At 69.9% G+C, this 26,970-nt stretch carries 26 protein-coding genes; 9 read left to right on the top strand and 17 right to left on the bottom strand.

The window, feature by feature from the left end; genetic code table 11:
* The first annotated feature begins 82 nt into the window (after positions 1-82).
* Both AC3WRV_RS09030 and trpE read left to right on the top strand, forming a co-directional pair.
* Positions 83-2,041, top strand: coding sequence for a peptidylprolyl isomerase (locus AC3WRV_RS09030; protein ID WP_492312982.1), 1,959 nt, complete (start codon positions 83-85; stop codon positions 2,039-2,041).
* The gene (gene trpE, locus AC3WRV_RS09025; RefSeq protein ID WP_492312981.1) at positions 2,038-3,558 is read left to right on the top strand and encodes an anthranilate synthase component I; all 1,521 of its coding nucleotides are present in this window, start codon (positions 2,038-2,040) and stop codon (positions 3,556-3,558) included. Before AC3WRV_RS09030 ends, trpE begins: the two co-directional genes overlap by 4 nt.
* Here trpE and AC3WRV_RS09020 read toward each other — a convergent pair.
* Positions 3,534-3,731 (bottom strand): peptidoglycan-binding protein, encoded by a 198-nt coding sequence (locus tag AC3WRV_RS09020; RefSeq protein ID WP_291839937.1) that lies wholly within the window; start codon positions 3,729-3,731, stop codon positions 3,534-3,536. The genes trpE and AC3WRV_RS09020 overlap by 25 nt on opposite strands.
* A gap of 119 nt (positions 3,732-3,850) precedes the next feature.
* Between AC3WRV_RS09020 and AC3WRV_RS09015 the strand changes: the two genes are divergently transcribed.
* The 3 genes from AC3WRV_RS09015 to trpC are packed head-to-tail and all read left to right on the top strand — an operon-like array spanning position 3,851 to position 6,268.
* Positions 3,851-4,441 carry an anthranilate synthase component II gene (locus tag AC3WRV_RS09015; RefSeq protein ID WP_492312980.1) on the top strand — a complete coding sequence of 197 codons (591 nt, stop codon included), beginning with the start codon at positions 3,851-3,853 and terminating at the stop codon, positions 4,439-4,441.
* 1 nt (position 4,442) lies between these two features.
* Positions 4,443-5,480, top strand: a complete 1,038-nt coding sequence (trpD, locus tag AC3WRV_RS09010; protein WP_492312979.1) for an anthranilate phosphoribosyltransferase — start codon at positions 4,443-4,445, stop codon at positions 5,478-5,480.
* A complete protein-coding gene (gene trpC, locus AC3WRV_RS09005; protein ID WP_492312978.1) occupies positions 5,477-6,268 on the top strand; it encodes an indole-3-glycerol phosphate synthase TrpC in 792 nt (263 codons plus the stop codon). Before trpD ends, trpC begins: the two co-directional genes overlap by 4 nt.
* On the opposite strand, the gene AC3WRV_RS09000 is transcribed toward trpC, so the two are convergent.
* Positions 6,265-6,762, bottom strand: a complete 498-nt coding sequence (locus AC3WRV_RS09000; RefSeq protein ID WP_492312977.1) for a DUF805 domain-containing protein — start codon at positions 6,760-6,762, stop codon at positions 6,265-6,267. The genes trpC and AC3WRV_RS09000 overlap by 4 nt on opposite strands.
* A gap of 161 nt (positions 6,763-6,923) precedes the next feature.
* Between AC3WRV_RS09000 and lexA the strand changes: the two genes are divergently transcribed.
* On the top strand, positions 6,924-7,616 hold the full coding sequence (gene lexA / locus AC3WRV_RS08995) for a transcriptional repressor LexA (RefSeq protein ID WP_291839955.1): 693 nt from the start codon (positions 6,924-6,926) through the stop codon (positions 7,614-7,616).
* Here lexA and AC3WRV_RS08990 read toward each other — a convergent pair.
* On the bottom strand, positions 7,597-9,711 hold the full coding sequence (locus AC3WRV_RS08990; RefSeq protein ID WP_492312976.1) for a ComEC/Rec2 family competence protein: 2,115 nt from the start codon (positions 9,709-9,711) through the stop codon (positions 7,597-7,599). The two genes, lexA and AC3WRV_RS08990, sit on opposite strands and share 20 nt — an antisense overlap.
* A gap of 61 nt (positions 9,712-9,772) precedes the next feature.
* Between AC3WRV_RS08990 and gltX the strand changes: the two genes are divergently transcribed.
* The 3 genes from gltX to lepB all read left to right on the top strand — a co-directional run bounded on the left by gltX (position 9,773) and on the right by lepB (position 13,458).
* Positions 9,773-11,197, top strand: coding sequence for a glutamate--tRNA ligase (gltX, locus tag AC3WRV_RS08985; protein ID WP_492312975.1), 1,425 nt, complete (start codon positions 9,773-9,775; stop codon positions 11,195-11,197).
* A 64-nt stretch (positions 11,198-11,261) separates the two neighbouring features.
* Positions 11,262-12,563: a citrate synthase gene (gene gltA, locus AC3WRV_RS08980; protein ID WP_492312974.1), complete on the top strand. Its 1,302-nt coding sequence runs from the start codon at positions 11,262-11,264 to the stop codon at positions 12,561-12,563.
* Between the two features lie 127 nt (positions 12,564-12,690).
* Positions 12,691-13,458 (top strand): signal peptidase I, encoded by a 768-nt coding sequence (lepB, locus tag AC3WRV_RS08975; RefSeq protein ID WP_492312973.1) that lies wholly within the window; start codon positions 12,691-12,693, stop codon positions 13,456-13,458.
* A 5-nt stretch (positions 13,459-13,463) separates the two neighbouring features.
* Here the strand turns inward: lepB and AC3WRV_RS08970 are convergent, their stop codons facing one another.
* From AC3WRV_RS08970 to uppS, 14 genes are all read right to left on the bottom strand, one after another.
* Positions 13,464-13,799, bottom strand: coding sequence for an EF-hand domain-containing protein (locus AC3WRV_RS08970; RefSeq protein WP_291837290.1), 336 nt, complete (start codon positions 13,797-13,799; stop codon positions 13,464-13,466).
* A gap of 71 nt (positions 13,800-13,870) precedes the next feature.
* Complete coding sequence (locus AC3WRV_RS08965; protein WP_492312972.1) at positions 13,871-14,863, bottom strand: FUSC family protein; 993 nt, start codon at positions 14,861-14,863, stop codon at positions 13,871-13,873.
* Positions 14,864-14,865: 2 nt separating this feature from the next.
* Positions 14,866-15,561, bottom strand: coding sequence for an alpha/beta fold hydrolase (locus AC3WRV_RS08960; protein ID WP_492312971.1), 696 nt, complete (start codon positions 15,559-15,561; stop codon positions 14,866-14,868).
* A gap of 4 nt (positions 15,562-15,565) precedes the next feature.
* Positions 15,566-16,735, bottom strand: a complete 1,170-nt coding sequence (gene lpxB / locus AC3WRV_RS08955) for a lipid-A-disaccharide synthase (RefSeq protein ID WP_492312970.1) — start codon at positions 16,733-16,735, stop codon at positions 15,566-15,568.
* Positions 16,732-17,565, bottom strand: coding sequence for a UDP-2,3-diacylglucosamine diphosphatase (gene lpxI, locus AC3WRV_RS08950; RefSeq protein ID WP_492312969.1), 834 nt, complete (start codon positions 17,563-17,565; stop codon positions 16,732-16,734). The genes lpxB and lpxI overlap by 4 nt, the downstream gene beginning before the upstream one ends.
* Positions 17,562-18,350 (bottom strand): acyl-ACP--UDP-N-acetylglucosamine O-acyltransferase, encoded by a 789-nt coding sequence (lpxA, locus tag AC3WRV_RS08945; protein WP_492312968.1) that lies wholly within the window; start codon positions 18,348-18,350, stop codon positions 17,562-17,564. The genes lpxI and lpxA overlap by 4 nt, the downstream gene beginning before the upstream one ends.
* The gene (gene fabZ, locus AC3WRV_RS08940; RefSeq protein ID WP_291837278.1) at positions 18,350-18,817 is read right to left on the bottom strand and encodes a 3-hydroxyacyl-ACP dehydratase FabZ; all 468 of its coding nucleotides are present in this window, start codon (positions 18,815-18,817) and stop codon (positions 18,350-18,352) included. The genes lpxA and fabZ overlap by 1 nt, the downstream gene beginning before the upstream one ends.
* A 4-nt stretch (positions 18,818-18,821) precedes the next feature.
* The gene (lpxD, locus tag AC3WRV_RS08935) at positions 18,822-19,832 is read right to left on the bottom strand and encodes a UDP-3-O-(3-hydroxymyristoyl)glucosamine N-acyltransferase (protein ID WP_492312967.1); all 1,011 of its coding nucleotides are present in this window, start codon (positions 19,830-19,832) and stop codon (positions 18,822-18,824) included.
* 14 nt (positions 19,833-19,846) lie between these two features.
* Positions 19,847-20,440: an OmpH/Skp family outer membrane protein gene (locus AC3WRV_RS08930; RefSeq protein ID WP_291837274.1), complete on the bottom strand. Its 594-nt coding sequence runs from the start codon at positions 20,438-20,440 to the stop codon at positions 19,847-19,849.
* Positions 20,441-20,474: 34 nt separating this feature from the next.
* Positions 20,475-22,922 carry an outer membrane protein assembly factor BamA gene (bamA, locus tag AC3WRV_RS08925; RefSeq protein WP_492312966.1) on the bottom strand — a complete coding sequence of 816 codons (2,448 nt, stop codon included), beginning with the start codon at positions 22,920-22,922 and terminating at the stop codon, positions 20,475-20,477.
* Between the two features lie 32 nt (positions 22,923-22,954).
* Positions 22,955-24,169, bottom strand: a complete 1,215-nt coding sequence (locus tag AC3WRV_RS08920) for a M50 family metallopeptidase (RefSeq protein WP_492312965.1) — start codon at positions 24,167-24,169, stop codon at positions 22,955-22,957.
* Positions 24,170-24,191: 22 nt separating this feature from the next.
* The gene (dxr, locus tag AC3WRV_RS08915; protein ID WP_492312964.1) at positions 24,192-25,388 is read right to left on the bottom strand and encodes a 1-deoxy-D-xylulose-5-phosphate reductoisomerase; all 1,197 of its coding nucleotides are present in this window, start codon (positions 25,386-25,388) and stop codon (positions 24,192-24,194) included.
* Complete coding sequence (locus AC3WRV_RS08910; RefSeq protein WP_492312963.1) at positions 25,385-26,212, bottom strand: phosphatidate cytidylyltransferase; 828 nt, start codon at positions 26,210-26,212, stop codon at positions 25,385-25,387. Before AC3WRV_RS08910 ends, dxr begins: the two co-directional genes overlap by 4 nt.
* Positions 26,212-26,970, bottom strand: coding sequence for a polyprenyl diphosphate synthase (gene uppS, locus AC3WRV_RS08905; protein ID WP_492312962.1), 759 nt, complete (start codon positions 26,968-26,970; stop codon positions 26,212-26,214). Before uppS ends, AC3WRV_RS08910 begins: the two co-directional genes overlap by 1 nt.

Here is a 26,970-nt window from a genome sequence, read left to right as displayed (position 1 = left end):
CGCCATCGTCTTGCCGTGCTGGCCCCTCACGCCCTATAGGCCGAGGTGGCCATTCTCGCCGCCCTTCCGTTCAGGACCGACCATGCTCACCGCGTTCCGCAAATTCGCCAAGTCCAAGTGGGCCATCGGCCTGCTCGTCCTGCTGGGTGTGGGCCTGCTGGTCACTGGCGGCTCGCAGATGCCGGACCTGCTGTCCAGCTTCGGGCCCAAGCATGTGATTTCGGCGGGCGAGCGCAGCATCGACGCGCCGGAGTTCCGCGCCGACCTGGACCGCATCCGCAATCAGGCCCAGGAACAGGCCGGTCGCCCCCTGACGTTCGAGGACCTGGTCGGCGGCGGGCAGCTCCCGGCCTATCTGGCCCAGCAGTCCGAGCGCCTCGGCTTCATGTCGTGGGCTGACAAGGTCGGCATCCGCCCCGGCAAGGAACTGGTCCTGCGTCAGATTCGTCAGGTCCCCGCCTTCTTCGATTCGGTCACCGGCCGCTTCGACCAGGGCGCTTACGTCGCCGCCCTGCAGCAGAACAACGCCACGCCCGAGCGCTTCGAGAACGAGATGCGCGACGAGATCGTGACCCGCCACTACGGCTCGGCCATCGGCGCCGGCGTGCGCCTGCCGCGCATCTACGGCGCCGTCCTGGCCAACCAGGCGCTGGAGACCCGCGACGGTCGCTGGTTCGCCGTGACCCAGGCCATGGCCGGCTCGGCCGCCGCGCCGACCGACGCCCAGCTCAACACCTTCATCCAGCAGAACGCCGCCCAGCTGCGCCTGCCGGAATTCCGCAGCGCCTCGGTGGTGCTGTTCGACAGCCCGGCCGACGGTCAGGGCGAGATCACCGACGCCCGTATCCAGGAACGCTTCAACTTCCGCCGCGACGCCCTGTCGCAACCGGAAACCCGCACCTTCGTGACCCTGACGGCGCCGAACAAGGCCGTGGCCGACCGTATCGCCGCCGCCCTGCGCGCCGGCCAGACGCCGGAAGCCGTCGGCCAGGCGAACAACCTGGCGCCCTCGGCCTTCACCGATCGCCCGCGCACGGCCGTGACCGATCCGGCCGTGGCCGCCGCCGTGTTCGGCATGACCCCGGACCAGGTGTCCGACCCCGTCCAGGCGCGCGTCGGCTTCGTCGTCGCCAAGCTGACCGGCGTGAAGCCGGGCCGCCCCTCGACGCTCGCGGACGTCCGCGCCCAGGTCGTCGAGGAACTGCGCCAGGAAGACCGCCGCGCCGCCGTCTATCGGCGCGTCGAGGCCTATGACAAGGCGCGCAAGGACGGCAAGACGCTGGAAGCCGCGGTCACCGAGGTCGGCGCCCGCATCCTCGCCGTGCCGCAGGTGACCCAGGACGGCCGCAGCATTCAGCAGCCGAACTTCCGCGCGCCGCCCCAACTGCTGGAAGCGATGTGGAAGCTCGGCCGCAACGGCGAGAGCGAAGTCATGGAAGCCGGTCAGGGCGAATATTTCGTCGTCCGGATCAACGAGATCGTGCCCCCGGCCCTGCCCTCGCTGAGCAACCCCAGCTTCCGCTCCGAACTGGCCGCCAACTGGATCGCCCGCGAGAACAACCGCCTGCTCAACGCCCGCGCCAACGCCCTGGCCGGCCGCATCCGCGGCGGCGAGGATATGGCCGCCGTCGCCCGCTCGGCCGGCGCCACGCTGCAGACCGCCGCCAACATCGGCGCCCAGGACCAGTCCGCGGGCCAGGGCGTCGTCCAGGGCCTGTTCTCCACGCCGCGCGGCCAGGTCTTCTCCCAGCAGCAGGCCGCCGACAGCTTCGTCATCGGCCGTACCGACGCGATCACGGCGCCCAACCCGACCCTGGCCGCCGGCCCCGCGGACCAGTTCCGGGCCCGTATGGCCGGGGACAACCTGAACGCCGTCGGCGAGGCCGCCATCAAGGCCGCCGCGGCCCGCGTGAACGCCACCTTCAGCGAACCGCAGGCCCGCCTGGCCCTGGGCCTGTCGGAAGTCGCCCCGGCGACCCCGGCCGGCGGCGCCGCTGGAGCCGCCGCTCCGCGCGGTCCGGCCCCCGCCCCGGCGCAATGACGACGGCGGACCTCTCCGCCGCCGCCTTCTCCGACTTCCGCGACGGCTGGTCCTCGGGCCGGCCGCAGGTGGTCGTCCGCCGGCTGGTCGATGATCTGGAGACTCCCGTCTCCGCCTTTCTGAAGGTCGGGCGGGGCCGGTCCCACGCCTTCCTGCTGGAGTCGGTCGAGGGCGGCGCCGTCAACGGCCGTTACTCGATCATCACGCGTGAGCCCGACGTCGTCTGGCGCTGCCGCGACCGCCGGCCGGAGACGGCCCGCGGCGCGGATATCGCGGCCGACCGCTACGCTTCCGACGGCGAGGATCCGCTGGCCTCGCTGCGCGCCCTGATGGCCGCCTCGCGCTTTGAACTGCCCGAGGACCTGCCGCCCATGGCCGCGGGCCTGTTCGGGGTGTTCGGCTACGACATGGTCCGCCTGCTGGAGCCGCTGGGCGCGCCCAATCCGGACCCGCTGGACCTGCCCGACGCGGTCCTGACCCGTCCCGCCATCGTCGGCATCTTCGATTCGGTGAAGCACGAGATCGTCCTGGTCTCGGCCGCCTATCCGGACAGCGGACAGGACGCCCGCGCCGCCTGGGACGCCGCCGTCGAACGTCTGGACCGGTTCGAGGCCGACCTGCGCACGCCCCTGCCCGCCCTGCCCGCGCCGGTCGAGGCCGCCGGCCCCGCCTTCGTCTCGCCGGTCGACGAGGCGGCCTTCGGCGTTATGGTCGCCCGGGCTAAGGAGTACATCGCCGCCGGCGACATCTTCCAGGTCGTACTCAGCCACCGCTTCTCGGCGCCGTGGGACGCGGACCCGCTGGCCTTCTACCGCGCCCTGCGGCGTCAGAACCCCTCGCCCTATCTGTTCTTCCTCGACTTCGGCGACTTCCAGCTGGCCGGGTCCAGCCCGGAGATCCTGGTCCGGCTGAAGGACGGCCGGGTGACCATCCGTCCGCTGGCCGGCACCCGTCCGCGCGGCGAGACGCCCGAGGCCGACCGGGCGCTGGAGGCCGAGCTGCTGGCCGATCCCAAGGAGCGGGCCGAGCACCTGATGCTGCTGGATCTGGGCCGCAACGACGTGGGCCGCGTGTCCGCGCCGGGCACCGTGGAGGTCACCGAGAGCTTCAAGGTCGAACGCTACAGCTCGGTCATGCACATCGTCTCGGATGTGCAGGGCATGGCGGATCCCAAACTGGACGCGGTCGACACCCTGCTGGCCGCCCTGCCCGCCGGCACCCTGTCGGGCGCGCCGAAGGTGCGGGCGATGGAGATCATCGACGAGCTGGAAGAGGTGAAGCGCGGCGTCGGCTACGGCGGCGGCGTGGGCTATATTTCGGCGGGCGGCGAGGCGGACATCTGCATCGTCCTGCGCACCGCCCTGTTCGCCGACGGCCAGATCCATGTGCAGGCGGGCGCCGGCGTCGTCGCCGACAGCGATCCGGCGGCGGAATATGCCGAAACCCGGGCCAAGGCGCGCGCGCCCATGCGGGCGGCGGACGAAGCCTGGCGCTATCCGTTCGGCAACAGGGCCTGATCGATCGGCGGCGCGTCCTGGAAGCGGACGCCCGGCCCGAGGATCATCACCCCGGCCATCAGCACCGCCGCCGTCGCGGCCAGGGCCGCCGCGCCGAGCGCGGGCCATGGGCTGCTCCGCGTCGCCGCGGGATCGGTCAGCAGGATACGCGCCTTCTGGATGCCGTCGGCCATTCGAGCCTCCCCGTTCGAAGAGTCCCAATTCGATCCAATACGGTTAACGCAGTCTTACCGGCCTCCTGAGACGCCTTGGGCGCTTGGCGCGGCGGGCCGTAGTCCCTAGAAGCCAAGTCATGATCCTCGTCGTCGATAACTACGACAGCTTTACCTACAACCTCGTCCACTACCTGGCGGAGTTGGGCGCGGAGACGCGCGTCGTGCGCAACGACGACCTGACCGCCGCGGAGGCCTGGGCGCTGAAGCCCGAGGCCGTGCTGCTGTCGCCCGGTCCGTGCACGCCCAACGAGGCCGGCGTCTGCCTGGCCCTGCTCGACACCGCGCCGCTGGACATGCCGATCTTCGGCGTCTGCCTGGGCCATCAGGCGATGGGTCAGGCGTTCGGCGGCGATGTGATCCGCGCCAAGGCCCTGATGCACGGCAAGACCTCGCCGATCCTTCACGAGGGCAAGAGCGTGTTCCGCGGCCTGCCCTCGCCGTTCACGGCCACGCGCTACCACTCGCTGGCGGTGAAGCGGGAGACCCTGCCGGACGTGCTGGAGGTCACCGCCTGGACCGCCGACGGCGAGATCATGGGCCTGGCCCACAAGACCCGCCCCATCCACGGTGTGCAGTTCCATCCGGAATCGATCGCCACCGAGCACGGCCACGACCTGCTGGCCAACTTCCTGGACCTCGCGGGCGTGAAGCGCCGGGCGATGGTCTGAGGTGGCGGACACCTTCAAGCCCCTGCTGGCCAAGCTGGTCGACGGCAAGACCCTGTCGGACGCCGAGGCGCACGCCTTCTTCGCCGCCTGCCTGCGCGGCGAGCCGACCCCGGCCCAGGTCGCCGCCGCCGTCACCGCCCTGCGCATCCGCGGCGAGACGGTGGGCGAGATCGCGGCCTTCGCCACCGCCATGCGCGAGGCGGCCTTGACGCTGGACCATCCGTGGGACGTCATCGACACCTGCGGCACCGGCGGCGACGGCCAACACACCTTTAACATATCCACGGCGGCGGCGCTGGTGCTGGCGGGCGCGGGCCTGAAGGTCGCCAAGCACGGCAACCGGGCGCTGAGCTCGAAGTCCGGCTCCTCCGACGTGCTGGCGGTGCTGGGGGTCAATCTACAGGCCGGCCAGGCCCAGCAGTTGCGCGCGCTGGACCGGGCGGGGATCGCCTTCCTGTTCGCCCCCTCCTACCACGGCGCCATGCGCCACGTCGGGCCGGTGCGGGCCGAGATCGGCTTCCGCACCGTGTTCAACCTGCTGGGCCCGCTGTCCAATCCGGCCCAGGCGAAGCGGCAGGTGATGGGCGTCTACGATCCCCGCCTGCTGGAGCCGCTGGCCGAGGTGCTGGGCCGCCTGGGCGCCGTGCGGGCCTGGACCGTACACGGCCAGGGCCTGGACGAACTGACCGTCACCGGCGAGACCGAGGTGGCCGAATGGAAGGACGGCGCCGTGCGCCGCTTCACCGTCACGCCCGAGGACGCCGGACTGGCCCGCCACGACCTCTCTGCCATCCGCGGCGGCGACGCCGAGGCGAACGCCGCCGCCCTGACCGCCCTACTGGACGGAGCGAAGGGCGCCTATCGCGACGTGGTGCTGCTGAACGCCGCCGCCGGGCTGGTGGTGGCCGACAAGGCCGCCGACCTGGCCGAGGGCGCGGCCCAGGCCGCCGCCGTCATCGACGACGGACGCGCCGCCAGGGCCTTGGCCGAACTGGTCGCCGCCACCAACACCCCCATCGAGGAAGAGGAGCCGGCGTGACCGACGTGCTGGACCGCATCGCCGCCTACAAGCGCGAGGACGTCGCCGCCCGCAAGGCGGCCCTGTCACAGGACGCGGTCGAGGCGCGCGCCGCCCTGGCCTCCGCCCCGCGCGGCTTCCGCGCCGCGCTGGACAACCACGTCGTGGAGACCGGCCGACCGGCCCTGATCGCCGAGATCAAGAAGGCCAGCCCGTCCAAGGGCCTGATCCGCGCCGATTTCGATCCGCCGGCGCTGGCGAAGGCCTATGAGCGCGGCGGTGCGACCTGCCTGTCCGTGCTGACCGACGGCCCCAGCTTCCAGGGCGACGACGCCTATCTGGCCGCCGCCCGCGACGCGGTCGCCCTGCCCTGCCTGCGCAAGGACTTCCTTGTCGATCCGTGGCAGGTGGCCGAGAGCCGGGCCCTGGGCGCCGACTGCATCCTGGTCATCCTGGCCATGATCGACGACAGGCTGGCCGCCGAACTGCTGTCGGAGGCCGAGCGCTTCGGCATGGACGCCCTGATCGAAACTCACGACGAGGCCGAGATGGCCCGCGCCTGCAAGCTGGGCGGCGATCTGGTCGGGGTGAACAACCGCTCCCTGCGCACCTTCGAGGTCGATCTGGAGACCACCGAACGCCTCGCCATGCTCAGCCCCGTCCGCGCCCTGCTGGTGGCCGAGAGCGGCATCTTCACCCCGGACGACGTGCAACAGGTCTCCGACGCCCACGCCCAGGCCATCCTCGTCGGCGAAAGCCTGATGCGTCAGGATGACGTGGAAGCGGCGACGCGGGCGCTGCTGGCCTAGGCCGGGACCACCGCAACGGCGGCCCGCGGATCAGGCCCGTAGCGGTTTGGCCCCTGCTGGCCAGGGCGCAGGAGCAGCACCAGGACGATCAAGGCGACCGGAAACAGAAGCACCTTCCACGACTCCAGCGGGTCAGGCTGAAACAGCCATTCGGGATTCCGCACCGCGAAGACCACCCGATATGACTCGTAGAGGTTCATCACGGGGAACGGCGGCACCAACAGGGCCCACCATCCCGACAGGCCCTGGTCATGGAGGCGTCGGACGAACAGGGCGGCGAATGGAACGCACAAAGCGACGTCCACGAACGCCCGACCGTACCATTCAGCGTCCCACTGCAGGGCGTTGAGCGGAATTCTCAGCAGGAGCGACGGGATCAAGAGCAGGATGTAGATGTAGATCACATCCACGATCCTCGCGCGGCCGCTGAAGCTGACCAGTTCGCCGGCCAGAGCCTTGAGCCGGTCGCCGACCCCCGCGAGCAATGTGTCCAAGCCGTCCTCCCTCTTGTCCGCACCATGACGTCCCATCGTTTCGCGGGCAACGCCGGCTTGACGGTAACCCTGCCTTAACCGGAACACCTCAGGAACAGTTTCTGGACGTTTGCGGTTTGTTCCGCTAGCGTTCTGGAAACCGGATTCGCCTCGAGGACGTCATGCTCACGCGCAAACAGCACGAACTGCTCATGTTCATCCACGAGCGGATTCAGGAGACCGGCGTGTCTCCTTCGTTCGACGAGATGAAGGAGGCGCTGGATTTGGCGTCCAAGTCGGGCATCCACCGCCTGATCACGGCGCTGGAGGAACGCGGCTTCATCCGTCGCCTGGCCCACCGGGCGCGGGCGCTGGAGGTCACCAAGCTGCCGGAACAGGCGACGCAGGGCGCCCCGCGCGGCCACGCGGGCTTCAAGCCGGGCGTGATCGAGGGCGGCGGCCGTCCGCAGGCCGCCGAACCGGCCAACGACACCCGCGAACTGTCGCTGATGGGCAAGATTGCGGCGGGTACGCCCATCGACGCCATCGAGCACGAGACCGCCCGCTATCCGGTGCCGGAGGCCATGCTGGGCTCTGGCGAGCATTATCTGCTCGAGATCGAGGGCGACTCGATGATCGAGGCCGGCATCCTCAACGGCGATCTGGTGATCATCAAATCGACCGAGAACGCCTCGTCCGGCGAGATCGTCGTGGCCCTGGTCGAAGGCGAACAGGCCACGCTGAAGCGCCTGCGCAAGAAGGGCGCCTCCATCGCGCTGGAGCCCGCCAACCGCAACTACGAGACCAAGATCTACGGCTCGGACCAGGTCGCCGTGCAAGGCAAGCTGGTCGGCCTCATCCGCCGGTATCACTAAGCGCGTCGCCGAACCGGCTCCACGGCCGATCGCCACGCACATCTGACACCCACAGGGCTCGCCAGCGGTTCGCCGCGGCGGGCCCTTCGCGTTTCAGCTCCACCGCCCCGCCCCGGGCGTAGTCCAGCCCGTCCAGCACCAGCCGCCCTTCGCAGGACGGCGGAAGCGCGGCCAGTTCGCCCCGCACGCTGACGACCGGCGCTGACCGGCACAGGGAGTCCAGTTGCTCCGCCGACGGCGCGCGGCGGCCCCACCACAAGGCTACGGGACCGGAGGTCTCCGGCGCGCAGGAGAACCGGCCGCAGGTCCAGCGTTCCGCGGGCCGATCCACCGCCTGCAGCCCCCGCCGCCGGGTCCAGACATCGACCGCGAACTGGCGCACGCCGGGCCGGACGATCACAGCCTGCCGGTCCTGAACAAAGGCCGCCTGCGTGCCGGCGTCGCCGATCCACAGGTCCGGCGCCGGGTCGCGCGGCCAGATCAGCACCGCGCAGGCCAACGGCAGGCCCAGCCACCGCAGCGGCCCTCTCCAGAGACAGCAGAACAGCACCCCGAGGAAGGCGATGGGCAGGACGATGTCCGGCGCGCTGGCGATGGTCCGCACTGCGCCCGGCAAACCCGCAACCCGTTCACCGATGGCCAGCATCAGGTCGATGCCCCGCGCCGCCAGCCACAGGAAGGGCGCGCCCAGCCCGATCGACTCCAGCAGGGCGCCCAGGGCCAGGGCGGGCATGATCAGGAAGTCCGACAGCGGCGCCGTCGCCAGATTGGCCGCCAGCCCGTACATGGCCGAGCGGTTGAAATGCTGCATGGCGAACGGTCCCGTCGCCGCGCCCGCCACCAGACTGGCCAGCACCGCCGCCCCGACCCAGGCGCCCGTCCGCTGCACCATCAGGATCGGCCATGGCGTCGATATCTCCCTGGGACGGTGCGGCCAGGCCTCCACGAGGGCGACCAGCGCCGCCGTGGCCGCGAAGGACATCTGGAAGCCGGGCGTGACGATGGCCTCGGGCTGGAGCAGCAGGACCACCAGGGCCGCCACCGCCAGCGCGTGCATGGTGATCGCCTGCCGGTCCAGCAGGACCGCCAGGAAAGCGATGGAGGCGGTCACCGCGGCCCGCTCCGCCGGCGGCGGCGCGCCGGACACCACCAGATAGGTCCCGACCGCCAGCAGGCCCGCGACGGCCGCCGCCTTCTTGCCCGGCACGCGCAGCGCCAGCCACGGCCAGGCCGCGATCAGCAGCCGCACCAGAAAGAAGGTGAAGCCGCCCACCACCGCCATGTGCAGGCCCGAGATCGACAGGATGTGCGCCAGCCCGGAATCGCGCATGACGTCGACTTCGGCGGGATCCAGCCAGGCCTCGTGGCCCGTGGTCATGGCCGCCGCCACCCCGCCCGCGCGCTCGCCCTGCCGGGCCACGAGCCGCTGGGCCAGGTCGAAGCGCATGGCGTTGACCCACATCACCAGGCGCAGCCGCCACGGGGCCTCGGACAGGACCGCCGTCCGCGTCTCGCCGAGCGCGAACGCCACCCCGCCGATCCGCTGGAAGAAGGCCGTGCGGCCGAAATCATAGGCCCCGGGGCTGGCGGGCGCGGGCGGCGGATTGAGGATGGCGAACAGGCGCACGGCCTCGCCGGGCTCGGGCGCCACGCCCTTCACCGTCGCGCGGATGCGCACGGGCGTCTGCTCCGGCTCAAGCCCACGGATGCGCACCGGGGCGACGATGATGCGCGGGCCCGCCGCACCGGGGCTGTCGACATCCACCACCCAGCCCTCGATCACCGTCGGCCCGTCCATGGCGGGCGCTATGGGCGCGCTGACGGCGTCGGTGCGCAGCTTGGCGGCCGCCAGTCCGAGGGCGAAACAGGCCAGCATCAGCAGGCACAGGCTGACCACCCGCGCCGCATGCAGCCGCCGCCCCATGAGCCAAGCCAGCGAAGCCAGACCCGCGAAGGCCAGAAGCGGCCACAGCGGCGGCTCGGCCTTGAAGGCGAAATAGGTCGCGCAGCCCGCGCCGAACGCCACCGGCGTCCACAGTCGCCAGCGCAGGGTCTGCGCCTTGATCTGGGCGCGCAGGAAACCCGCGATCCTCACCCGGGCGCTAGGCTTTGCGGCAGGCGGGGGTATAAGGGCGGCCCGATCGGACCGACCTGAAATGACCTCCTCTTCCGCCCCGACTTCCGAAGTGGTCACCCGCTTCGCCCCCTCGCCCACCGGCTTCCTGCACATAGGGGGCGCCCGGACGGCGCTTTTCAACTATTTGTATGCACGGCGACACAACGGGAAGTTTCTCGTGCGCGTCGAGGACACCGACCGCGAGCGCTCGACCGACGAGGCCGTGAAGGCCATTTTCGACGGCATGGCCTGGCTGGAGCTGTTCGCCGACGAGGAGCCGGTGTTTCAGTTCGCGCGCGCCGACCGTCACCGCGAGGTCGCCAACATCCTGCTGGAGACCGGCCACGCCTACCGGGATTTCCTGACCGCCGAAGAGACCGGCGCCCTGCGTGACCAGGCCAAGGCCGAGGGCCGCCCCTTCGAGTCGCCGTGGCGCGACCGGACGCCCACGGTCGATGACCTGTTGAAGCCGCACACCGTCCGCTTCCGCCGCCCGGCGGACGCGCCCGTCGTCGTGGACGACGCGGTGCAGGGTTCGGTGCGCTGGGAGACAGCATCGCTGGACGATCTGGTCATCCTGCGGTCGGACGGCGCCCCGACGTACAACCTGGCCGTGGTGGTCGATGACCACGACATGGGCGTGACCCACGTCATCCGCGGCGACGACCACCTCAACAACGCCGCTCGTCAATCGTTGATCTATGACGCCCTGGGCTGGACCCGGCCGACCTTCGCCCACATCCCCCTGATCCACGGCCCGGACGGCGCCAAGCTGTCCAAACGGCACGGGGCCCAGGCGGTGCACGAATACGCCGAGATGGGCTATCTGCCCGAGGCCATGCGCAACTACCTGGCCCGCCTCGGCTGGGCCCACGGCGACGACGAGCTGTTCTCCGATGAACAGGCCCAGGCCTGGTTCGACCTGGGCGGCGTCGGCAAGGCGCCCGCGCGGCTGGACTTCGACAAGCTGGCCCACGTCAACAGCCACTGGATCCGGCTCGCCCAGGACGACCGGCTGGCCAAGCTGACCCTGGACGTCCACCTGTCGCGCGGCCACACGCTCGGCCCCGATGACGAAGTCCGCCTGCTGCGCGCCATGCCCTTCGTGAAGGACCGCGCCAGAACCACGCTGGAGCTGGCCGACCAGACCGCCTTCGTGCTGAAGACCCGCCCCCTCGCCATCGACGAAAAGGGCCAAGGCCTGCTGTCCGGCGAGTCCGGCGAGCGCATCGGACGCCTGCGCGACCGGCTGAAGCTATTCGCGAGCTGGGACGTTTTCGCCCTTGAGGCCGAGTTGAAGGCCTTCGCCGAGGAAGAGGCCGTGGGCTTCGGAAAGATCGGTCCGGCCACGCGCGCGGCCCTGACCGGCGGGGCCGCATCGCCCGACATCGCGAAAACGTTGGGGGCTCTGGGACGCGAAGAAAGCCTCGGGCGCTTGGATGATGCGCTGCAACAGACTAAGTGACGTTTACAAACAAAACGCGGCCCGCCGCCTCCCCGCGCGAGGCTGCCGCTGACAAGGGGCTGAAATGACCGAACAAGCCAAACCCGCCGGGACGGCGACCCTCAACTACGCCGGCAAGACCGTGGATCTGCCGGTGCTGTCGGGTTCGACCGGCCCCGACGTCATCGACATCCGCAAGCTCTATGCGGGCACGGACGCTTTCACCTACGACCCGGGCTTCACCTCGACCGCGGCCTGCGAGTCGGCCCTGACCTTCATCGACGGCGACGCCGGCGTGCTGCTGCACCGCGGCTATCCGATCGACCAGCTGGCCTCGCAGTCGAACTTCATCGAGGTCTGCCACCTGCTGCTGCACGGCGAACTGCCGACGGCCGCGGAATACGAGGCCTTCGAGCGCAACATCACCATGCACACCATGCTGCATGCCCAGTTCGACCGCTTCTTCGAAGGCTTCCGCCGCGACGCCCACCCGATGGCGATCATGGTCGGCACCGTCGGCGCCTTGTCGGCCTTCTACCACGACAGCCTGGACATCCATGATCCGGTGCAGCGCAATATCTCGGCCATCCGTCTGATCGCCAAGATGCCGACCATCGCGGCCCGTGCGTACAAGTACCACGTCGGCCAGCCCTTCATCTCGCCGCGCAACGACCTGTCGTACGCCGAGAACTTCCTGCGCATGTGCTTCGCCGTTCCGGCCGAGGACTATCACGTCGATCCGCGCCTGGTTCGCGCCATGGACCGCATCTTCACCCTGCACGCCGACCACGAGCAGAACGCCTCGACCTCGACCGTCCGTCTGGCCGGCTCGTCGGGCGCCAATCCCTTCGCCTGTATCGCCGCCGGCATCGCCTGCCTGTGGGGCCCGTCGCATGGCGGCGCCAACGAAGAGGCGCTGAACATGCTCAAGGAGATCGGCACCCCGGACAAGATCCCGGAGTTCATCCAGGGCGTGAAGGACCGCAAATTCAAGCTGATGGGCTTCGGCCACCGGGTCTACAAGAACTACGATCCGCGCGCGAAGGTCATGCAGCAGTCGGCCTACGAAGTGCTGGCCGCCACGGGCCGCGAGAACGATCCGCTGTTCGTCGTCGCCAAGGAGCTGGAGAAGGTCGCCCTGCAGGACGAGTATTTCACCTCGCGCAAGCTGTTCCCGAACGTGGACTTCTATTCGGGCATCACCCTGTCGGCGATGGGCTTCCCGACCTCGATGTTCACCGTGCTGTTCGCCCTGGCCCGCACCGTCGGCTGGATCGCCCAGTGGCAGGAAATGATGGCCGACCCGGGCCAGAAGATCGGCCGTCCGCGCCAGCTGTACACCGGCCCGACCGAGCGCGATTACGTGCCGATCGAAAACCGCGGCTGATCCACGCCCGACCGGACAGAACGCCGGGGCCCCGCGCCCCGGCGTTTTTCTTTGTCCGGACACGATTTCCCGGCGTCCGGACGCCTTCGCCGTTGAAGCCGCCCGTGGGGCGCCGTCTGCTGAGCCCATGACCCAACACGCCAAAACCGCTCCCCGCCCCTCCCAGGGGCCTGTCCGCGAACTGATCGACACCGTCCGCGTGGTCGCGATCGGCCTGCTGGCCGCCACCGCCATCCAGACGACCCTGTACCAGCCCTTCACCATCCCCTCGTCCTCGATGGAGCCGGGGCTGGTGATCGGCGACTATGTGGTGGTGTCGAAATTCGCCTACGGCTGGAGCCGGGCCTCCCTGCCCTTTAACCCGCCGCTGCCGGACGGCCGCCTGTTCGGACGTACGGCCGAGCGGGGCGACGTGGTCGTCTTCCGCCGCCCCAGCGCGCCGCAGCAGACCTGGGTCAAGCGCGTCATCGGCCTGCCGGGCGACCGGGTGCAGGTCATGGGCGGAACGGTGTTCGTGAACGGCAGCGCCATCCCCCGCACGCCGCTGAACCTGGTCCAGGACCAGGATGATTCCGGCGTCCAGGTGCTGCGAGTGCGCGAGACCACGCCGGAGGGGCGCCAGTACCTCACCTATGACCGCGGGTCCGGCCTGCCGGGCGACGACACCGGCGTCTATGTCGTGCCCGAGGGCCAGTATTTCATGATGGGCGACAACCGCGACAACTCGCTGGACAGCCGCTGGCCCGGCGATGTCGGCGTCGGCCTGCTGCCGGCCGAGAATATCGTCGGCAAGGCCGAGATCGTGGTCGCGTCGTGGAAGCCCGGCGCCGGCCTGTTCAAGCCCTGGACCTGGCTGAACCTGCGCGGCGGACGGCTCTTCAAGCCGGTCCGCTAGACCCGTTAGCGGCGGAACTCGTCATAGCTGACGACGCCGTCGTGGTTACGGTCCAGCCGCTCGAAGGCGGCGCGGGACGCAGGCGCGCTCTGGGCCAGCGACGGAGCGGCGATGGAGCCCAGGGCCAGTCCCGCCGCCAGCGCCGCGACCGCGTGCCACAGGCGGGTCCGACCCCGCCCCGACCGCCTCTCGCCGCCGATCTCGCGCTCCATGAAGGCCCGTACGGCTTCGCTGACCGTCTGGCCGTTCTCGCGGCAGCGCTCGGCGAAGGCGGTCTTGGCGCCGTAGGGCACGCGCACCTCGATGGTCTCGCTCTTCTTGGGGGCTTTCTGGCGGGTCATCGCTCAATCCTCTTCGAGGGCTCAGCAAGCCCCGATCTCCGGACCAGAATGTGGCCTCGGCCCCGCCGCGTCTAGACCAGACGCAGGTCGCGGAAACGTTCGCCCAGGTCGTCGAGGTCGCGGTGCATGTGGGCCAGGCCGATGGCCGCCGCTCCTCGGGCCAGATCGCCGTCGGACTCGCCGCCGCCCAGCGCCAGCACCGGATCGGGATCGCCCAGCGGCTCCCCCGCCTCGCCCCGCGACAGCGCCTCCAGACGGACCACCGCGGCCGTGGCGGCGTGAATCCACGGCTCCAGACGGTCCAGCGCCCCGGAGGCCTGGAAGCCGCGCCCCAGGATGACGATGTCGCTGCGCACCCGCCAGAAGGCCCGCACCAGGGCCGCGCGGTCGGCGGTCTCCTTCTGGCTGCCCGGCAGGTCGATGACATTGGTCGCCGCCTGCCCCAGCGCATCGAGCCGCTTCTTCATGTCCGCGTGGCTGCGGGCCAGGTCGCCCGCGTCGGCGGCGTCCCCGCGCATGACCAGCGCCAGCAGGGCCGCGGCCTTGCCCGCCGCCTCCCGCGCCTGCAGCCGGAAGGTCTGGCGCGCATGCCGGGGAAACAGCAGCAGGATGGCGATGACGCCGACCCCGCTGCCGGTCAGGATCTCCATCACCCGGTCCAGCGCCAGCGAGGCGGGTCCCTCGGGCCCCGCGCCGCCGGCGATGACGATGGCGGCCGTCACCGGCGCGATCTTCAGCCAGGGCCGACCCGCGGCGAAGAAGGCCAGGCCCGCCGTCGACAGGGCCAGGGCTCCGACCATGGCGCTGACGCCCTCGGGCCGCACGAAGGCCACCGCTCCGCCGATCAGGGCCCCGACGATGGTGCCGACGGTCCGGTCGCGCGCCACGGCCACCACCCCGCCGCCGACGCTGGTCTGGATGACCACGATGGCCGAGATCACGCTCCAGTAGGGATGCGGCAGGCCCAGCGCGGTGGCCAGATAGAAGGCCGCGGCGGCCCCGACCGCCATCTGCACGGCGGCGCGCACCTCGGCCGCCCGGCGGGGGCTGAGCGCGCGCGCCATGCTCAGCGCTCCATCCAGTGGGCCAGCGCCCCGCTGACCAGCTCCGGCGCCTCGATCGGCGTCAGGTGGCCGCAACCCGGCGCGATGACCAGTTCGGCGTCCGGGACCAGCCCGGCGATCTCGCGGTGACCCGCCGGCGGGGTGATCTGGTCCACCTCCCCGCACAACACCAGCGTCGGCCCGCGATACGCCCGCAGCGCCGCCTCGCCGTCCCCGCGAACGATGGCGCTCTGGCGGATGAAGACCTCGGCTCCCAGCCGCTGGGTCATCGCCTTGACCCGCTCGGCCATGTCCGGGTTCGCGACATGGTCGGGGGCCATATAGGTCCTCAGCAGACGGTCCCCGATCCCGACGAACCGGCCGGACGCCGTCGCCAACCGGGTCTGCGTCGCCCGCTCGGCGGCGCGCTCGGGCGTGTCGGGACGAATCCCGGTGTCCAGCAGGGCCAGCCGCTCGATCCGCTCCGGACGGTGCATCAGCATGGCCTGGGCCACATAGCCGCCCATCGAGAAGCCCGCGACCGCGACCGGTCCCTCGGCCAGCGCGAAGACGGCCTCGACCAGCGCCGCCATCGTCTCGCCCCGGGTGATGTCCGCGACCCGCACGTCGAAGCGCGGCGACAGGGCGGCGACCTGGTCCCGCCACAGGTCCGCGTCGTTCAGCAGCCCCGGGATCAGGATCAGGGGCGCCGGCGACACGGTCTCAGCGTCCCGCCCTGGCCGCGATGACGCGCAGCACCGCATCGGCCGCCAGGCTGGACGGGTCCGGTGCATTGCGACCCATCAGATCCAGCGCCGCCGTCTGCCGCTCGGCCTGCGTCCGGCGCGCCTCGGGATCGGCCAGCAGCCGCTCCACCTCTGCGGCGACCTTCTCCGGCGTGGCGTCGTTCTGGATCAGCTCGCGGGCGATCTCCTCGTCCGCCGCGTGATTGAACAGGGTCGCGTACTTGCCCGTGAAGAAGGGCTTCATGATCGCGTAGCTGAGCGGCTGGAAGCGATAGCCGATGACCATGGGCGCGCCGGCCAGCGCCAGCTCGGTCGAGACCGTGCCGCTGGTCGCCAGCGCCACCGTGGCGGCCTTCATCGCATCGTACTTCTCGGCCTCGGACACCAGGTGCACGCGGAAGGGCCAGGCGGCGATCCGTCCGGTCACGTCCTCGGCGACGGTGCCGGCGGCGACCACGGCGACTTCCAGCGCCGGATTCTGGCGCTTCACCCGCCCCACCGCGCCCTCATAGACAGGCGTCATCAGCCGGATCTCGGACGGGCGGCTGCCCGGCAGGACCAGCAGCAGGTCGGCGTCCGGCGCAATGCCCCGGCGGGCGCGGAAGGCGGCGGGGTCCGCCGCGCTCATGTCCACATGCAGGGCCTGCGAGCCGACGACCGTCGTCGCCAGCCCCTCGCGCTCGAACCACGGCGCGTCAAAGGCGTACAGCGCCAGCAGGTGATCCACGGACTGCGCCAGGGTCTTGGCCCGGCCAGGCCGCGAGGCCCAGACCTGCGGCCCGACGTATTTGATCAGGGGCACGCCCGGCAGCGCCTCTTTCAGCGCCTTGGCCACCCGGATGGTGAAGCCCCAGCTGTCGATCAGCACGACCGCGTCGGGCTTCTCCGCCACGGCATGGGCCACGGTGTCGGCTACCCGCTTCTTGACCACGCCATAGGCCTTCAGGCCTTCGATCCAGCCGAGGATGGACAGTTCGGCGATGTCGAAGGGGCTGACCACCCCCTCGGCGGCCATCTTGGGCCCGCCCACGCCGACGAAGGTGATGTCCGCGCCCAGCCGGGTCTTCAGCGCCTGCGCCAGACCGGCGCCCAGCGCGTCTCCAGACGCCTCGGCGGCGACCAGCATGATCTTCAGCGGACGGCTCATCGGTCCTCGCCCCAGACATAGAGCCCCAGCCGGTCGGCGGCCTCGATCAGGGACGGACGGTCGATGACGATCAGCTTGCCCGCCACCCCGCCGACGCCCGCCAGACCGGCGGCGGCGGCCATCTCGATGGTGTGCGCGCCCATGACCGGCATGTCGACGCGCAGGTCCTGGATCGGCTTGGGCGCCTTGCCCAGCGCCCCCTTGCGGATGGAGGCCGAGCCGCGCAGGTCGGCGGGCAGGCTGGCGACGCGCATCAGCATGGCGTCCGTGCCCTCCTGGGCCTCCACGGCCAGCACCAGGCCGTCGCAGACGACCGCGCCCTGGCCGATATCCAGTTCGCCCGACTTCTCGGCGACGTACAGCGCCTTCCGCAGATCGGTCAGCTGGTCTTCGCTCGGCTGGACCCGGCCCAGCGCTCCGGCCGGAAGGGTCTCTCCGCCCAGGATGTCGTCGGCGCCCTCGACCAGGTAGCCGTCGGCCTCGAACACCGACAGGATCTTGCGCAGCAGGGCGTCGTCGCCCTTGGTCGCGGCGGCGATGATGCCCGGCAGGACGGTCGCGCCCTTGAAGTCAGGCTTCAGGGTCTTGAAATCGGGCCGGCTGACCGTCCCGGCCAGGCAGACCGCCTTGCAGCCGGCCTTCTTCATCGCCGACAGGATCTTGCCGATCTCGGCCATGCCCGCGTCGATGCCCGGATAGTGGGCCAGATGCGGGTCGGCGAAGCCCGCCAGCCGGATCACGAACACCGGCCGGCCCTCGGCCTCGCAGCGCGCCGCCACCGAGACGGGCAAGGCCCCGCCTCCGGCGATCAGGGCCAGCTTGCCGCTCATCCGCGTTCCGGAAGAGCGACCGGTCGCCGCGTGTCCTCGCGGATGAAGGCGACGATCTCCTGGATCTCCGGCAGGTCGGCATAGGTCGCCGCCGCCTCGGTCAGGCGCTCGGAGAACAGGCCCTCGCCCTCGAAGATGTCGCGATAGGCGGCCAGCAGGCGGCGAATGGCGTCCTTGCCGTAGCCCTTCCGTTTCAGGCCGATCAGGTTCAGCCCGTGCAGGCGCACGTGATTGCCCCAGGCCGAGCCGTAGGGGATCACGTCGCGCGTCACCGCCGACAGGCCGCCGACGATGGCGCCCTGCCCGATCCGCCCGAACTGGTGCACCGCCGCCAGTCCGCCGAGGAAGACCTTGTCGCCGACCCGGGCGTGACCGCCCAGGGTGGCGTTGTTGGCGAAGGTCACGTTGCTGCCCACGATGCAGTCGTGCCCGACGTGGGCACCGGTCATGAACAGGTTGTTCGAGCCGATGGTGGTCAGCTTGCGGTCGCCCGGCGTGCCCCGGTTGAAGGTCGCGTGCTCGCGGATCGTGTTGTTCTCGCCGATCTCCAGCGCAACCGGCTCACCCTTGTAGCCGCCGTGCTGAGGGTCCCCGCCCATGACGCAGAACGGGTGGATCGTCGTGCCGGCGCCGATCGCGGTGTCCTGCTGGATCACCACGTGACTGGCGACGCGCACGCCCTCGGCCAGCACGACGTTCGGCCCGATGATGCTCCACGGGCCGATATCGACGCCATCGGCCAGTCTGGCCGACGCATCGACCTGGGCTGTGGGGTGGATGGCCATCAGGTCGCCGGCTGATCGACGGTCACGACCATCGCCATGAACTCGGCCTCAGCGGCCAGCTTGCCGTCGATGAAGGTCTCGCCCCGGAACTTGTAGGCGTCGCCGCGGGCGCGGGTCACCCTGACCTCCATGCGCAGCTGGTCGCCCGGCCGGGCCGGTTTGCGGAAGCGCACGCCGTCGATCGACATGAACATGATGACCTTGTCGGCCACCGCGACATCCATGGTCTTGGACATCAGCAAGGCGCCCGTCTGGGCCATCGCCTCGACGATCAGCACGCCCGGCATGACCGGATCGATCGGGAAATGCCCCGGGAAGAACGGCTCGTTATGCGTGACGTTCTTGATCCCGGTGATCGAGGTCGCGGGCACGAAATTCTCGGCCTTGTCGACGAGCAGGAAGGGATATCGGTGGGGGAGCCGCCGCATCACCTCGGCGTAATCGATGCTGCCGTTCTCGTCGGCCATGGCTCTACTCCCTGTCGTCCTTTTTCTTCGACGCCTGTTTGGACACCCAGATCGTTTCGCGCAAGAATTGTCGAATGGGTTTCGCTGGATAACCGGACCAGGTCTCCCCCGCCGGGATGTTCGCCAGCACCCCGGCGCCGCCCGCGACCCGGGCGCCTTCGCCGATGGCCAGGTGGTCGCCGATGCCGGCCTTGCCGCCGAACATGACGCCGTCGCCGACCGTCACCGACCCGGAAATCCCCGTGTGGGCGGCGATCAGGCAGTTGCGGCCGATCGTGCAATTGTGCGCGATCATGACCAGATTATCGATCTTGGTGTTCTCGCCGATGACCGTGTCGTCATAGGCGCCGCGGTCGATGCAGGTGTTCGCGCCCACCGTGACTCCGTCCTGGATGACGACCCGGCCCAGCTGGGGCACATCGACCGGTCCGACGCGCGATCCGGCCGCGCCGAAGCCCGGCTCGCCGATGCGAACGCCGGAATACAGTTTCACCCGGTCGCCGATCAGGGCGAAGCCGATGGTGACGTTGGAACCGATGTGACAGTCGCGGCCGATCTGCACGCCCGGGCCGATCACCGTATTGGCGCCGACGCGGGTGCCGCGGCCGATGCGGGCGCCGTGACCCAGCACCACGCCGGGCTCCAGCACTACCGTCTCGTCCTCGACGGCGAAGACAGGGTCGGCGGCCTTGTCGAGCGCATGCGGGCGGTGGAACAGCAGTGACGCCGCCGCCCAGGCGGCCTGGGGCGTCGATGACACCAGCACGGCGGCGGAGGCCGGCGCCAGGTCGGCGGCGGCGGCCGGAACGATCACGCAGCCGGCCGCGGTGGCCTTCAGCTGTTCAGCGAATTTGCGGTCGCCGAGAAAGGCGACCTCGGTCGAACCGGCGGTCCCCAAAGGCGCAACGGCGGAGACCTTTCGGTCCCCGCCGCGCGAGACTTCGGCCCCGATCCGTTCGGCCAGCCCGGCGACGTCCAGCGTCGGCAGGCTCTCGAAAAATCGCGGGTCAGGCATTCCGGATCGCAGGCTTATTGCTGCGGCTGGACCGGCACGGCGCTGCGCGTGAACTGCGGCAGCGACGGCAGGGCCTGGTTCAGGCGCTGGATCGCGGCTTCGGTCAGATCCATCTGCGGGTTCACGGCCAGAACCGAACCGCCGTCCAGCAGGATGCTGCAGCCCTTCTCCTGATAAAGGGCGGTGATGATCGGGCGGGCGGCGTTGACGATCGTCTGGGTTTGCAGACGCTCGGTGTAGCGCAGCTCGTTGGTGCGGGTCTCTTCCAGCTGCTGGGCTTCCTGCAGACGGGTCTGCCAGGCGCGGCCGCGCGAGCCGTCCGGATCGGCGGCCTGGCCGCCCTGTTGCAGCGCCGTGGCTTCGGTTTCCAGGGTCGCGGCGTACGGGGCCAGCTCGCCACGCACTTCTTCACCGAGGCGTTGCAGGCCGGTGGCCAGCGAACGGCCGGCGGTGCTGTTCGTGATCAGGGCTTGCGGGCTGTACATGCAGACGCCCGCCAGGACCGGTCCGTGCGTGAGCGGAGCCGGCTGCTGGGCCTGGGCTTGGGCCGAGGCGGTTCCGGCGGCGAGGGTGGCGACGGCGAAGGCGCCGATAGCGAACAGTTTCATGGTCAGGCCTTTGGAGCGGGACGTCGTCCCGCGGTTAGAACTGGGTTGAAGTCGAGAAGCGGAAGGTTTCGGTTTTGTCGTAGTCTTCCTGGCCGATAATCTTGCTGAGGTCGAAGCGGATCGGACCCATCGGCGAACGCCAGTGGATGCTGATGCCGGCCGACGCACGCAGTTCGAGCTCGTCCACGATCTTGGCGTCGGGAAGCCCCGCCGAGGTGACCGTGTAACGATCATCCAGCGCGCCCAGGGTGCCCACATCGGTGAACAGCGAGGTCCGGATGCCGTATTCTTCCGGAAGATAGTTGGGAACCGTCAGCTCCAGCGTGCCGATGACGTAGAAATTGCCGCCCAGCGCGTCGGTGGTGTTCAGGTCGCGCGGACCGATGCCCGCGGTTTCGAAGCCGCGGAAGCTGTTGCCGCCCTTGAAGAAGCGGTCGTTGATCCGGATCGGATCCCCGCCCCAGCCGGCGACATAGCCGGTCGAGGCCTGGGCCGTGACGATCCAGGCGGGGGAGAAGCCCCAGTAGGCCGACACTTCAGCTTCGGTCTTCACATAGTTCACGTCGCCGCCGATGCCGGCGAAGTCCTGACGCAGGGTGCCCGTCCAGCCGCGCGTGGGGCGGACCGGGTCGTTCCGGCGGTCGACCAGGATGGTGTAGCCGGCCGAGGAGTTGATGTACGAGCCGACCTGGTCGCACAGGGCGTTCGAGCCCGAGCCGCTGCTGCTGCAATAGCCCGACGGAACGATGATCTCGTCCGACTTCAGGAAGTAGCGGGTGCTGAGCAGGGTGAAGCCGTTCAGCGGATAGGACAGGCGCACGCCGCCGCCGGTCGAGCGGTAGTCGTACGACGAATATTCGCTCAGGTCGTAGCGCGAGTGGAAGGCGTCGAAGCCGGCGCGCAGGTCACGACCGAGGAATTTCGGCTCGGTGAAGCGGAAGTCGATCTGCTGGCGCAGCGAGCCCCACTCCAGACGGGCGACCACGTTCTGGCCGCGTCCGCGGAAGTTGCGCTCGGTGATGCCCAGGTTCAGCACGAAGGAGTCGACCGAGCTGAAGCCGGCGCCGACCGACAGTTCGCCGGTGGGCTGTTCCTGCACGGTGACGTTGACGATCGACCGGTCCGGAGCCGAGCCGCGGGCTTCCTCGACGGTCACGTCCTTGAAGAAGCCCAGGGCGCGCAGATTGTTGCGCGACCGCTCCAGCAGGGTGCGGTTGAAGGCGTCGCCTTCGCTCAGCATCATTTCGCGGCGAATGACGTTGTCGAGGGTCCGGGTGTTGCCGACCACGTTGATCCGGTCGACGTAGACGCGCTGGCCTTCCTTGATGTTGAAGGTCACGTCGACCTTGTCGGTCTCCGGATTGGCGCGGTACTCGGGCTCGATCTCGACGAAGGCGTAGCCGGCCGAACCGGCGGCGAACGTCAGGGCGTCGACGGCCGTCTCGATCTTGTCGCTCTCGTAGAGGTCGCCTTCGTGGATCGGCAGCAGCAGCTGCAGGAATTCGGGGTTCAGGCGGTCGTTCTCGGTGACGATGTTGATCGTCCCGAAATTGTACCGGTCGCCCTCGTCCACCGTCATGGTGATGCCGAAGTTGGAGTCGTCCGGCGTCAGCTCGCTGACCGCCGAAAGGACGCGGAAGTCGTAGTAGCCGCGGTTGGTGTAGAATTTCCGCAGCTGCTCACGATCGTAGTCCAGGCGGTTCGGATCGTAGTTGTCCGTGCTGGAGAACAGGCGCCACCACTGCGACTGCTTGGTGATCATGACCTCGCGCAGGTCGTTGTCCGAGAAGGCCTGGTTGCCCAGGAAGGTGATCGCGCGCACGCCCGTTTCGGGGCCTTCGTTGATCTCGAACACCACGTCGACGCGGTTCTGTTCAAGCTGGACGATCTTGGGCGTGACGGTCGCGCCGATACGGCCCGACAGGCGGTACAGCTCGACGATCTTGCCGACGTCTTCCTGAATGCGGGCGCGGGTGTAGATGCCGCGCGGCTTCAGGGTGACTTCCTCGGTCAGCTTCTCCTGGCCGAGCGCGCTGTTTCCCTCGAACACCACCTGGTTGATGATCGGGTTCTCGACGATCTCGACGATCAGGTCGCCGTTCGGCTGGACGCCCAACTGGACGTCGGCGAACAACTGGGTGCGGGTCAGGGTCCGGACCGCCACGTCCAGCACGGCGGCGTCGACGACGTCGCCCGGCTGGATCGGCAGGTAGGACAGGACCGTCGTCTGGTCGATCCGCTGGTTGCCGCGCACCAGGATGCGGGAAACCTGCACCCGGTCCGCGGGAGCCGGAGCCGCCGGGGCGGCCTGGGCGGCGGCGGGCGCGGCCTCGATCGGAGGGCCCGGCTGGAGGACCGGCGCGGCGGGCGGCGCGCTCTGGGCCAGCGCCGGTCCCGCCAGGCCGGCGGCGATCGCCAGCACCAGCAGGCTGGGGCTCGCGGCGCGAGCGAAACGAAGGGCGGACGCGTCTTGTCGGATCATACGGGGAACCATCGGGGGCTGGCGTTGGCTCATCAGGCGAGCCCGCCGAGGAATTTGAACAAACTCAGTTTCTGGAGATCGTTCCAGGTTGCGAACAACATCAATCCCGCCAGCAAAGCAAGACCGACCCTGTAGCCGACCTCCTGAACACGGGCGGGGACTGGCCGGCGCGCCACAGCCTCATAGCCGTAGAACACCAGGTGGCCCCCATCCAGAACGGGAATCGGCAACAGATTAACAATACCCATTCCGATCGAAACTATGGCGGCGAACTGCAAATAGGTCAGCATCAGATTCAGCATCAGGATGGCGGGCGGCGCCTCATAGGCGACAGCCTGCTGGGTCACGCCCCCGGCGGCCTTGGCGATGCCCAGCGGACCGTTCAGCAGGTCGCCGGATTCCTTGCCGGAGAATATCCGGCCGATGTAGCGGAAGGTGCTGCTGACCACAGACACCATGGTGTCGGCGCCCTTGCCCACGGCCTCGATCGGATTCAGGCGGTTGTAGTGGATGTCCTGCGGCAGCGAGGACAGCGTCATCCCGGTGCGCGCCACCCAGATCCGGCCGGCGATGGGATCGTTCTCCAGGCGGCGCAGGGGCGTGGCGGTCAGCTGCAGCGTCCGCCCGCCCCGCTCCACGGTGAAGGTCAGGGCGTCATTGGCCGACAGCACGATGGTGCGCGTGACTTCCCCGCTGTCCCGGATCGGGCGTCCGTCGATGGCCGTGATCAGGTCGAGCCGCTGGAAACCGGCGGCGGCGGCGGGGCCGCCGGGCTCCACCTCGGCGACGCGCGGCGCGGCGATCTGCTCGCCCACCACGCTGAACAGCAGGGTCAGAAGCACCAACGCCAGCGCGAAGTTCGCCGCCGGGCCCGCCGCCACGATCAGGGCGCGCTGCCAGACCGGCTTGAAATGGAAATAGTCGCGCTCGGCTCCCGGACCATGCTCCGCGATCACCCGCGACTTAAGCTCGGCCAGTCCGGCCTGGTCCGGCACGCTGGACGCGTCCAGATCGCCCGAGAACTTCACGTAGCCGCCCAGCGGCATCCAGCCCAGGCGCCATTCGACGCCCCGGCGATCGACGCGGCTCAGCAGTGAACGGCCAAAGCCGATCGAAAACCGGTCGATCTTCACGCCGAAGGCGCGCGCGACAAGGAAATGGCCCAGCTCATGGATGGTGACGATGAACGTCAGCACCAGCAGGAATGGCACGATGTAGATAAGCGCCTGGCCTAAAAAGCCCGTCATGCCGAAAAGGGTCCTCCGCCGTTCAGGCCGCCGCCGCGAGACCCCGAACGATCGATTCCGCCACCCGTCGCGCCTCCGCGTCCACGGCCAGGGCCGCGTCACAAGCGTTATGGGAACCGGAATCCACCCCCGAAGCCGTTATGCGCGACAAGGTGTCGGCGACGACTGCGGCAATATTGAGAAAGCCCAGTCGGCGGTCAAGGAAAGCCAGGGCCGCGACCTCGTTGGCGGCGTTGAATACGATCGGGGCCGCACCGCCCGCCTGCAGCGACCGGCGCGCCAGCCCCAGCAACGGGAAGCGCGCCTCGTCGGGCGCCTCGAAGGTCAGCCGACCCAGCGCGGCCAGGTCCAGCCGCGGCGCCGGCCAGGCGATCCGGTCAGGCCAGGCCAGGGCGCAGGCGATCGGCGTCTTCATGTCCGGCGGCCCCATCTGGGCCAGGGTCGAGCCGTCGATGTATTCGACCAAGCTGTGAATGATCGATTCCGGGTGCACGACGACGTCGATCCGCTCGGCCGGCATGTCGAACAGATAGGCCGCCTCGATCATCTCCAGGCCCTTGTTTGCCATGCTGGCGCTGTCGACGGAAATCTTTGCGCCCATGCTCCAATTGGGGTGAGCCACCGCCTGTTCCGGCGTGATCGCGGCCATGTCGGCGGCGCGGGTGGTGCGGAACGGGCCGCCCGACGCGGTCAGGGTCAGTTTCAAGACCTGTTCCGGCGCGTCGTGCGGGAAGACCTGGAAGATGGCCGAATGCTCCGAATCGACCGGGATCAGACGTCCGCCGGACCGGCGCACCCGCTCGATCAGGGCCGGACCGCAGCAGACCAGGCTTTCCTTGTTGGCCAGGGCCAGCGTCGCCCCGGTCGAGGCGGCGGCCCAGGCCGACTTCAGCCCCGCCGCGCCGACGATCGAGGCCATCACCCAGTCGGCGGGCCGCGAGGCCGCCTCGGTGATCGCCGCCTCGCCCGCGGCGGCCTCGACGCCGCTGCCGGAGAGGGCGTCGCGCAATTCATCCAGGCGAGCCGGGTCGGCGGTCACCGCAACCTTCGGCTTCCAGCGGCGGGCCTGTTCAGCCAGCCGGGCGATGTTGGCGCCGCCGGTCAGGGCCTCGACCTCGAAGGCCCCCGCCCCGCCCGCTTCGGCCTGTTCCATCAGGTCCAGGGTCGAGCAGCCGACCGAGCCGGTGGAGCCCAGCACCGTGATGCGGCGACGGATCATGCTCCGCCTCCGCCCATCATGACGGCGATCAGACGTCCGCAGGCCACCACCACCGCGGCGAACATCAGGCCGTCCACCCGATCCAGCAGGCCGCCGTGTCCGGGAATCAGATTGCCCGCGTCCTTGACCCCGTAGCGGCGCTTGAGGGCGGACTCCCACAGGTCCCCGGCCATGGTGGCGATCGCGGCCGCCAGCCCCAGCAGGCCGCCCCACAGGCCGATGCCCATGTCCAGGTAGACGCCCATCAGGGCGCCGGCCACGGTCCCCGCGGCCAGTCCTCCGATGAAGCCCGACCAGGTCTTGTTGGGCGAGAAGCGCGGCCACAGCTTGGGCCCGCCAATGGTCGAGCCGGCCAGATAGGCCATGATGTCCGAGGCCCAGGCCACGGCGAAGGCGAAGACGGTCCAGTACAGGCCGACATGCGGTCCCGCCTCGGTGTCCGCACCGCGCAGCCAGATCAGCAGAACGGCGGGCCAGCCGAGGTAGAGCACCCCATAGGCGGCATCCAGCGCCTCCTGCCCGCGGCTGCGGGCGAACATCCCGGCCGCGGCGGCGCAGAACACCAGCATCACCAGGGCCAGGGACAATTGGCCGACGTGGGCCGAGATCACCGCCGCGAACAGGCCGAAGCCGACGGCGCCCGCCATCAGCCGCCAGGCGGCCGCGGCGCTCATCATCGCCCATTCGATCGACAGCAGGACGCAGGCAAGCAGCATCAGGCCCAGGAACCACAGGCCACCCGCCCAGATGGCCAGGACGGCGGCGGGCGCCAGCACCAGGGCCGAAGCGGCTCTCAGTCCGATGTCGCCGGCCCGAACCGCCATCAGCCGGCCACGCGGGCGGCGGGACGACCGCCGAAACGGCGATCACGGCTGCGGAACTGCGCGACCACGTCAGCCAGGGCGGCCTCGCCGTAGTCGGGCCACAGGATGTCCTGGTAGATCAGCTCGGCGTAGGCGGCTTCCCACAACAGGAAGTTCGACAGCCGGTATTCGCCCGAGGTGCGCACGATCACATCCACCGGCGGTCCTCCCGCGGTCGACAGGCCTGCGCCCAGCGCGGCCTCGTCCAGCGGTTCGACGGCCTCGCCCGCCCTGACCCGGTCAACGTAGCGCTGCGCGGCGTCGACGATGTCGGCCCGGCCGCCATAGTTGAAGGCGACCTGCAGGGTGAATTTGGTGTTGTGGGCCGTCGTCGCCTCGGCGCGGTCGACGATCTCGGCGATGTCGGCGGGCAGGCCCTGCCGGCGGCCCAGGATGCGCAGGCGCACCCCTTCCCGCTCCAGCCGCTTCAGGTCGCTGCCGACATAGGTGCGCACCAGCCCCATGAGGTCCGAGACCTCCTCGGCCGGGCGCTGCCAGTTCTCGGTCGAGAAGCCGAACACCGTCAGGCAGGTGATGCCCAGCGCGGGCGCGGCCTGGATGGTGCGCTTGAGCGCCTGCACGCCCTCCCGATGCCCGAGGGCGCGCGGCAGGCCCCGCGCCTCGGCCCAGCGGCCGTTGCCGTCCATGATCAACGCGACATGGCGCGGCCCCGGAGACGCAGGACTTGGGGGCTCAGGACTGAGAGGTTCGGCGCTCAT

Source organism: Brevundimonas sp. EU05-FHT14B11 (assembly GCF_058790835.1).
Note: the sequence above shows the minus strand (reverse complement) of the source record. Positions and strands in the feature narration are given on the sequence as shown.

Coding starts and splice junctions, on each gene's coding strand:
- AC3WRV_RS09030 (WP_492312982.1), top strand. CDS start 83: ATGCTCACCGCGTTCCGCAAATTCGCCAAGTCCAAGTGGGCCATCGGC.
- trpE (WP_492312981.1), top strand. CDS start 2,038: ATGACGACGGCGGACCTCTCCGCCGCCGCCTTCTCCGACTTCCGCGAC.
- AC3WRV_RS09020 (WP_291839937.1), bottom strand. CDS start 3,731: ATGGCCGACGGCATCCAGAAGGCGCGTATCCTGCTGACCGATCCCGCG.
- AC3WRV_RS09015 (WP_492312980.1), top strand. CDS start 3,851: ATGATCCTCGTCGTCGATAACTACGACAGCTTTACCTACAACCTCGTC.
- lexA (WP_291839955.1), top strand. CDS start 6,924: ATGCTCACGCGCAAACAGCACGAACTGCTCATGTTCATCCACGAGCGG.
- gltX (WP_492312975.1), top strand. CDS start 9,773: ATGACCTCCTCTTCCGCCCCGACTTCCGAAGTGGTCACCCGCTTCGCC.
- gltA (WP_492312974.1), top strand. CDS start 11,262: ATGACCGAACAAGCCAAACCCGCCGGGACGGCGACCCTCAACTACGCC.
- lepB (WP_492312973.1), top strand. CDS start 12,691: ATGACCCAACACGCCAAAACCGCTCCCCGCCCCTCCCAGGGGCCTGTC.
- AC3WRV_RS08970 (WP_291837290.1), bottom strand. CDS start 13,799: ATGACCCGCCAGAAAGCCCCCAAGAAGAGCGAGACCATCGAGGTGCGC.
- AC3WRV_RS08965 (WP_492312972.1), bottom strand. CDS start 14,863: ATGGCGCGCGCGCTCAGCCCCCGCCGGGCGGCCGAGGTGCGCGCCGCC.
- lpxB (WP_492312970.1), bottom strand. CDS start 16,735: ATGAGCCGTCCGCTGAAGATCATGCTGGTCGCCGCCGAGGCGTCTGGA.
- lpxI (WP_492312969.1), bottom strand. CDS start 17,565: ATGAGCGGCAAGCTGGCCCTGATCGCCGGAGGCGGGGCCTTGCCCGTC.
- lpxA (WP_492312968.1), bottom strand. CDS start 18,350: ATGGCCATCCACCCCACAGCCCAGGTCGATGCGTCGGCCAGACTGGCC.
- fabZ (WP_291837278.1), bottom strand. CDS start 18,817: ATGGCCGACGAGAACGGCAGCATCGATTACGCCGAGGTGATGCGGCGG.
- lpxD (WP_492312967.1), bottom strand. CDS start 19,832: ATGCCTGACCCGCGATTTTTCGAGAGCCTGCCGACGCTGGACGTCGCC.
- AC3WRV_RS08930 (WP_291837274.1), bottom strand. CDS start 20,440: ATGAAACTGTTCGCTATCGGCGCCTTCGCCGTCGCCACCCTCGCCGCC.
- bamA (WP_492312966.1), bottom strand. CDS start 22,922: ATGATCCGACAAGACGCGTCCGCCCTTCGTTTCGCTCGCGCCGCGAGC.
- AC3WRV_RS08920 (WP_492312965.1), bottom strand. CDS start 24,169: ATGACGGGCTTTTTAGGCCAGGCGCTTATCTACATCGTGCCATTCCTG.
- dxr (WP_492312964.1), bottom strand. CDS start 25,388: ATGATCCGTCGCCGCATCACGGTGCTGGGCTCCACCGGCTCGGTCGGC.
- AC3WRV_RS08910 (WP_492312963.1), bottom strand. CDS start 26,212: ATGGCGGTTCGGGCCGGCGACATCGGACTGAGAGCCGCTTCGGCCCTG.
- uppS (WP_492312962.1), bottom strand. CDS start 26,970: ATGAGCGCCGAACCTCTCAGTCCTGAGCCCCCAAGTCCTGCGTCTCCG.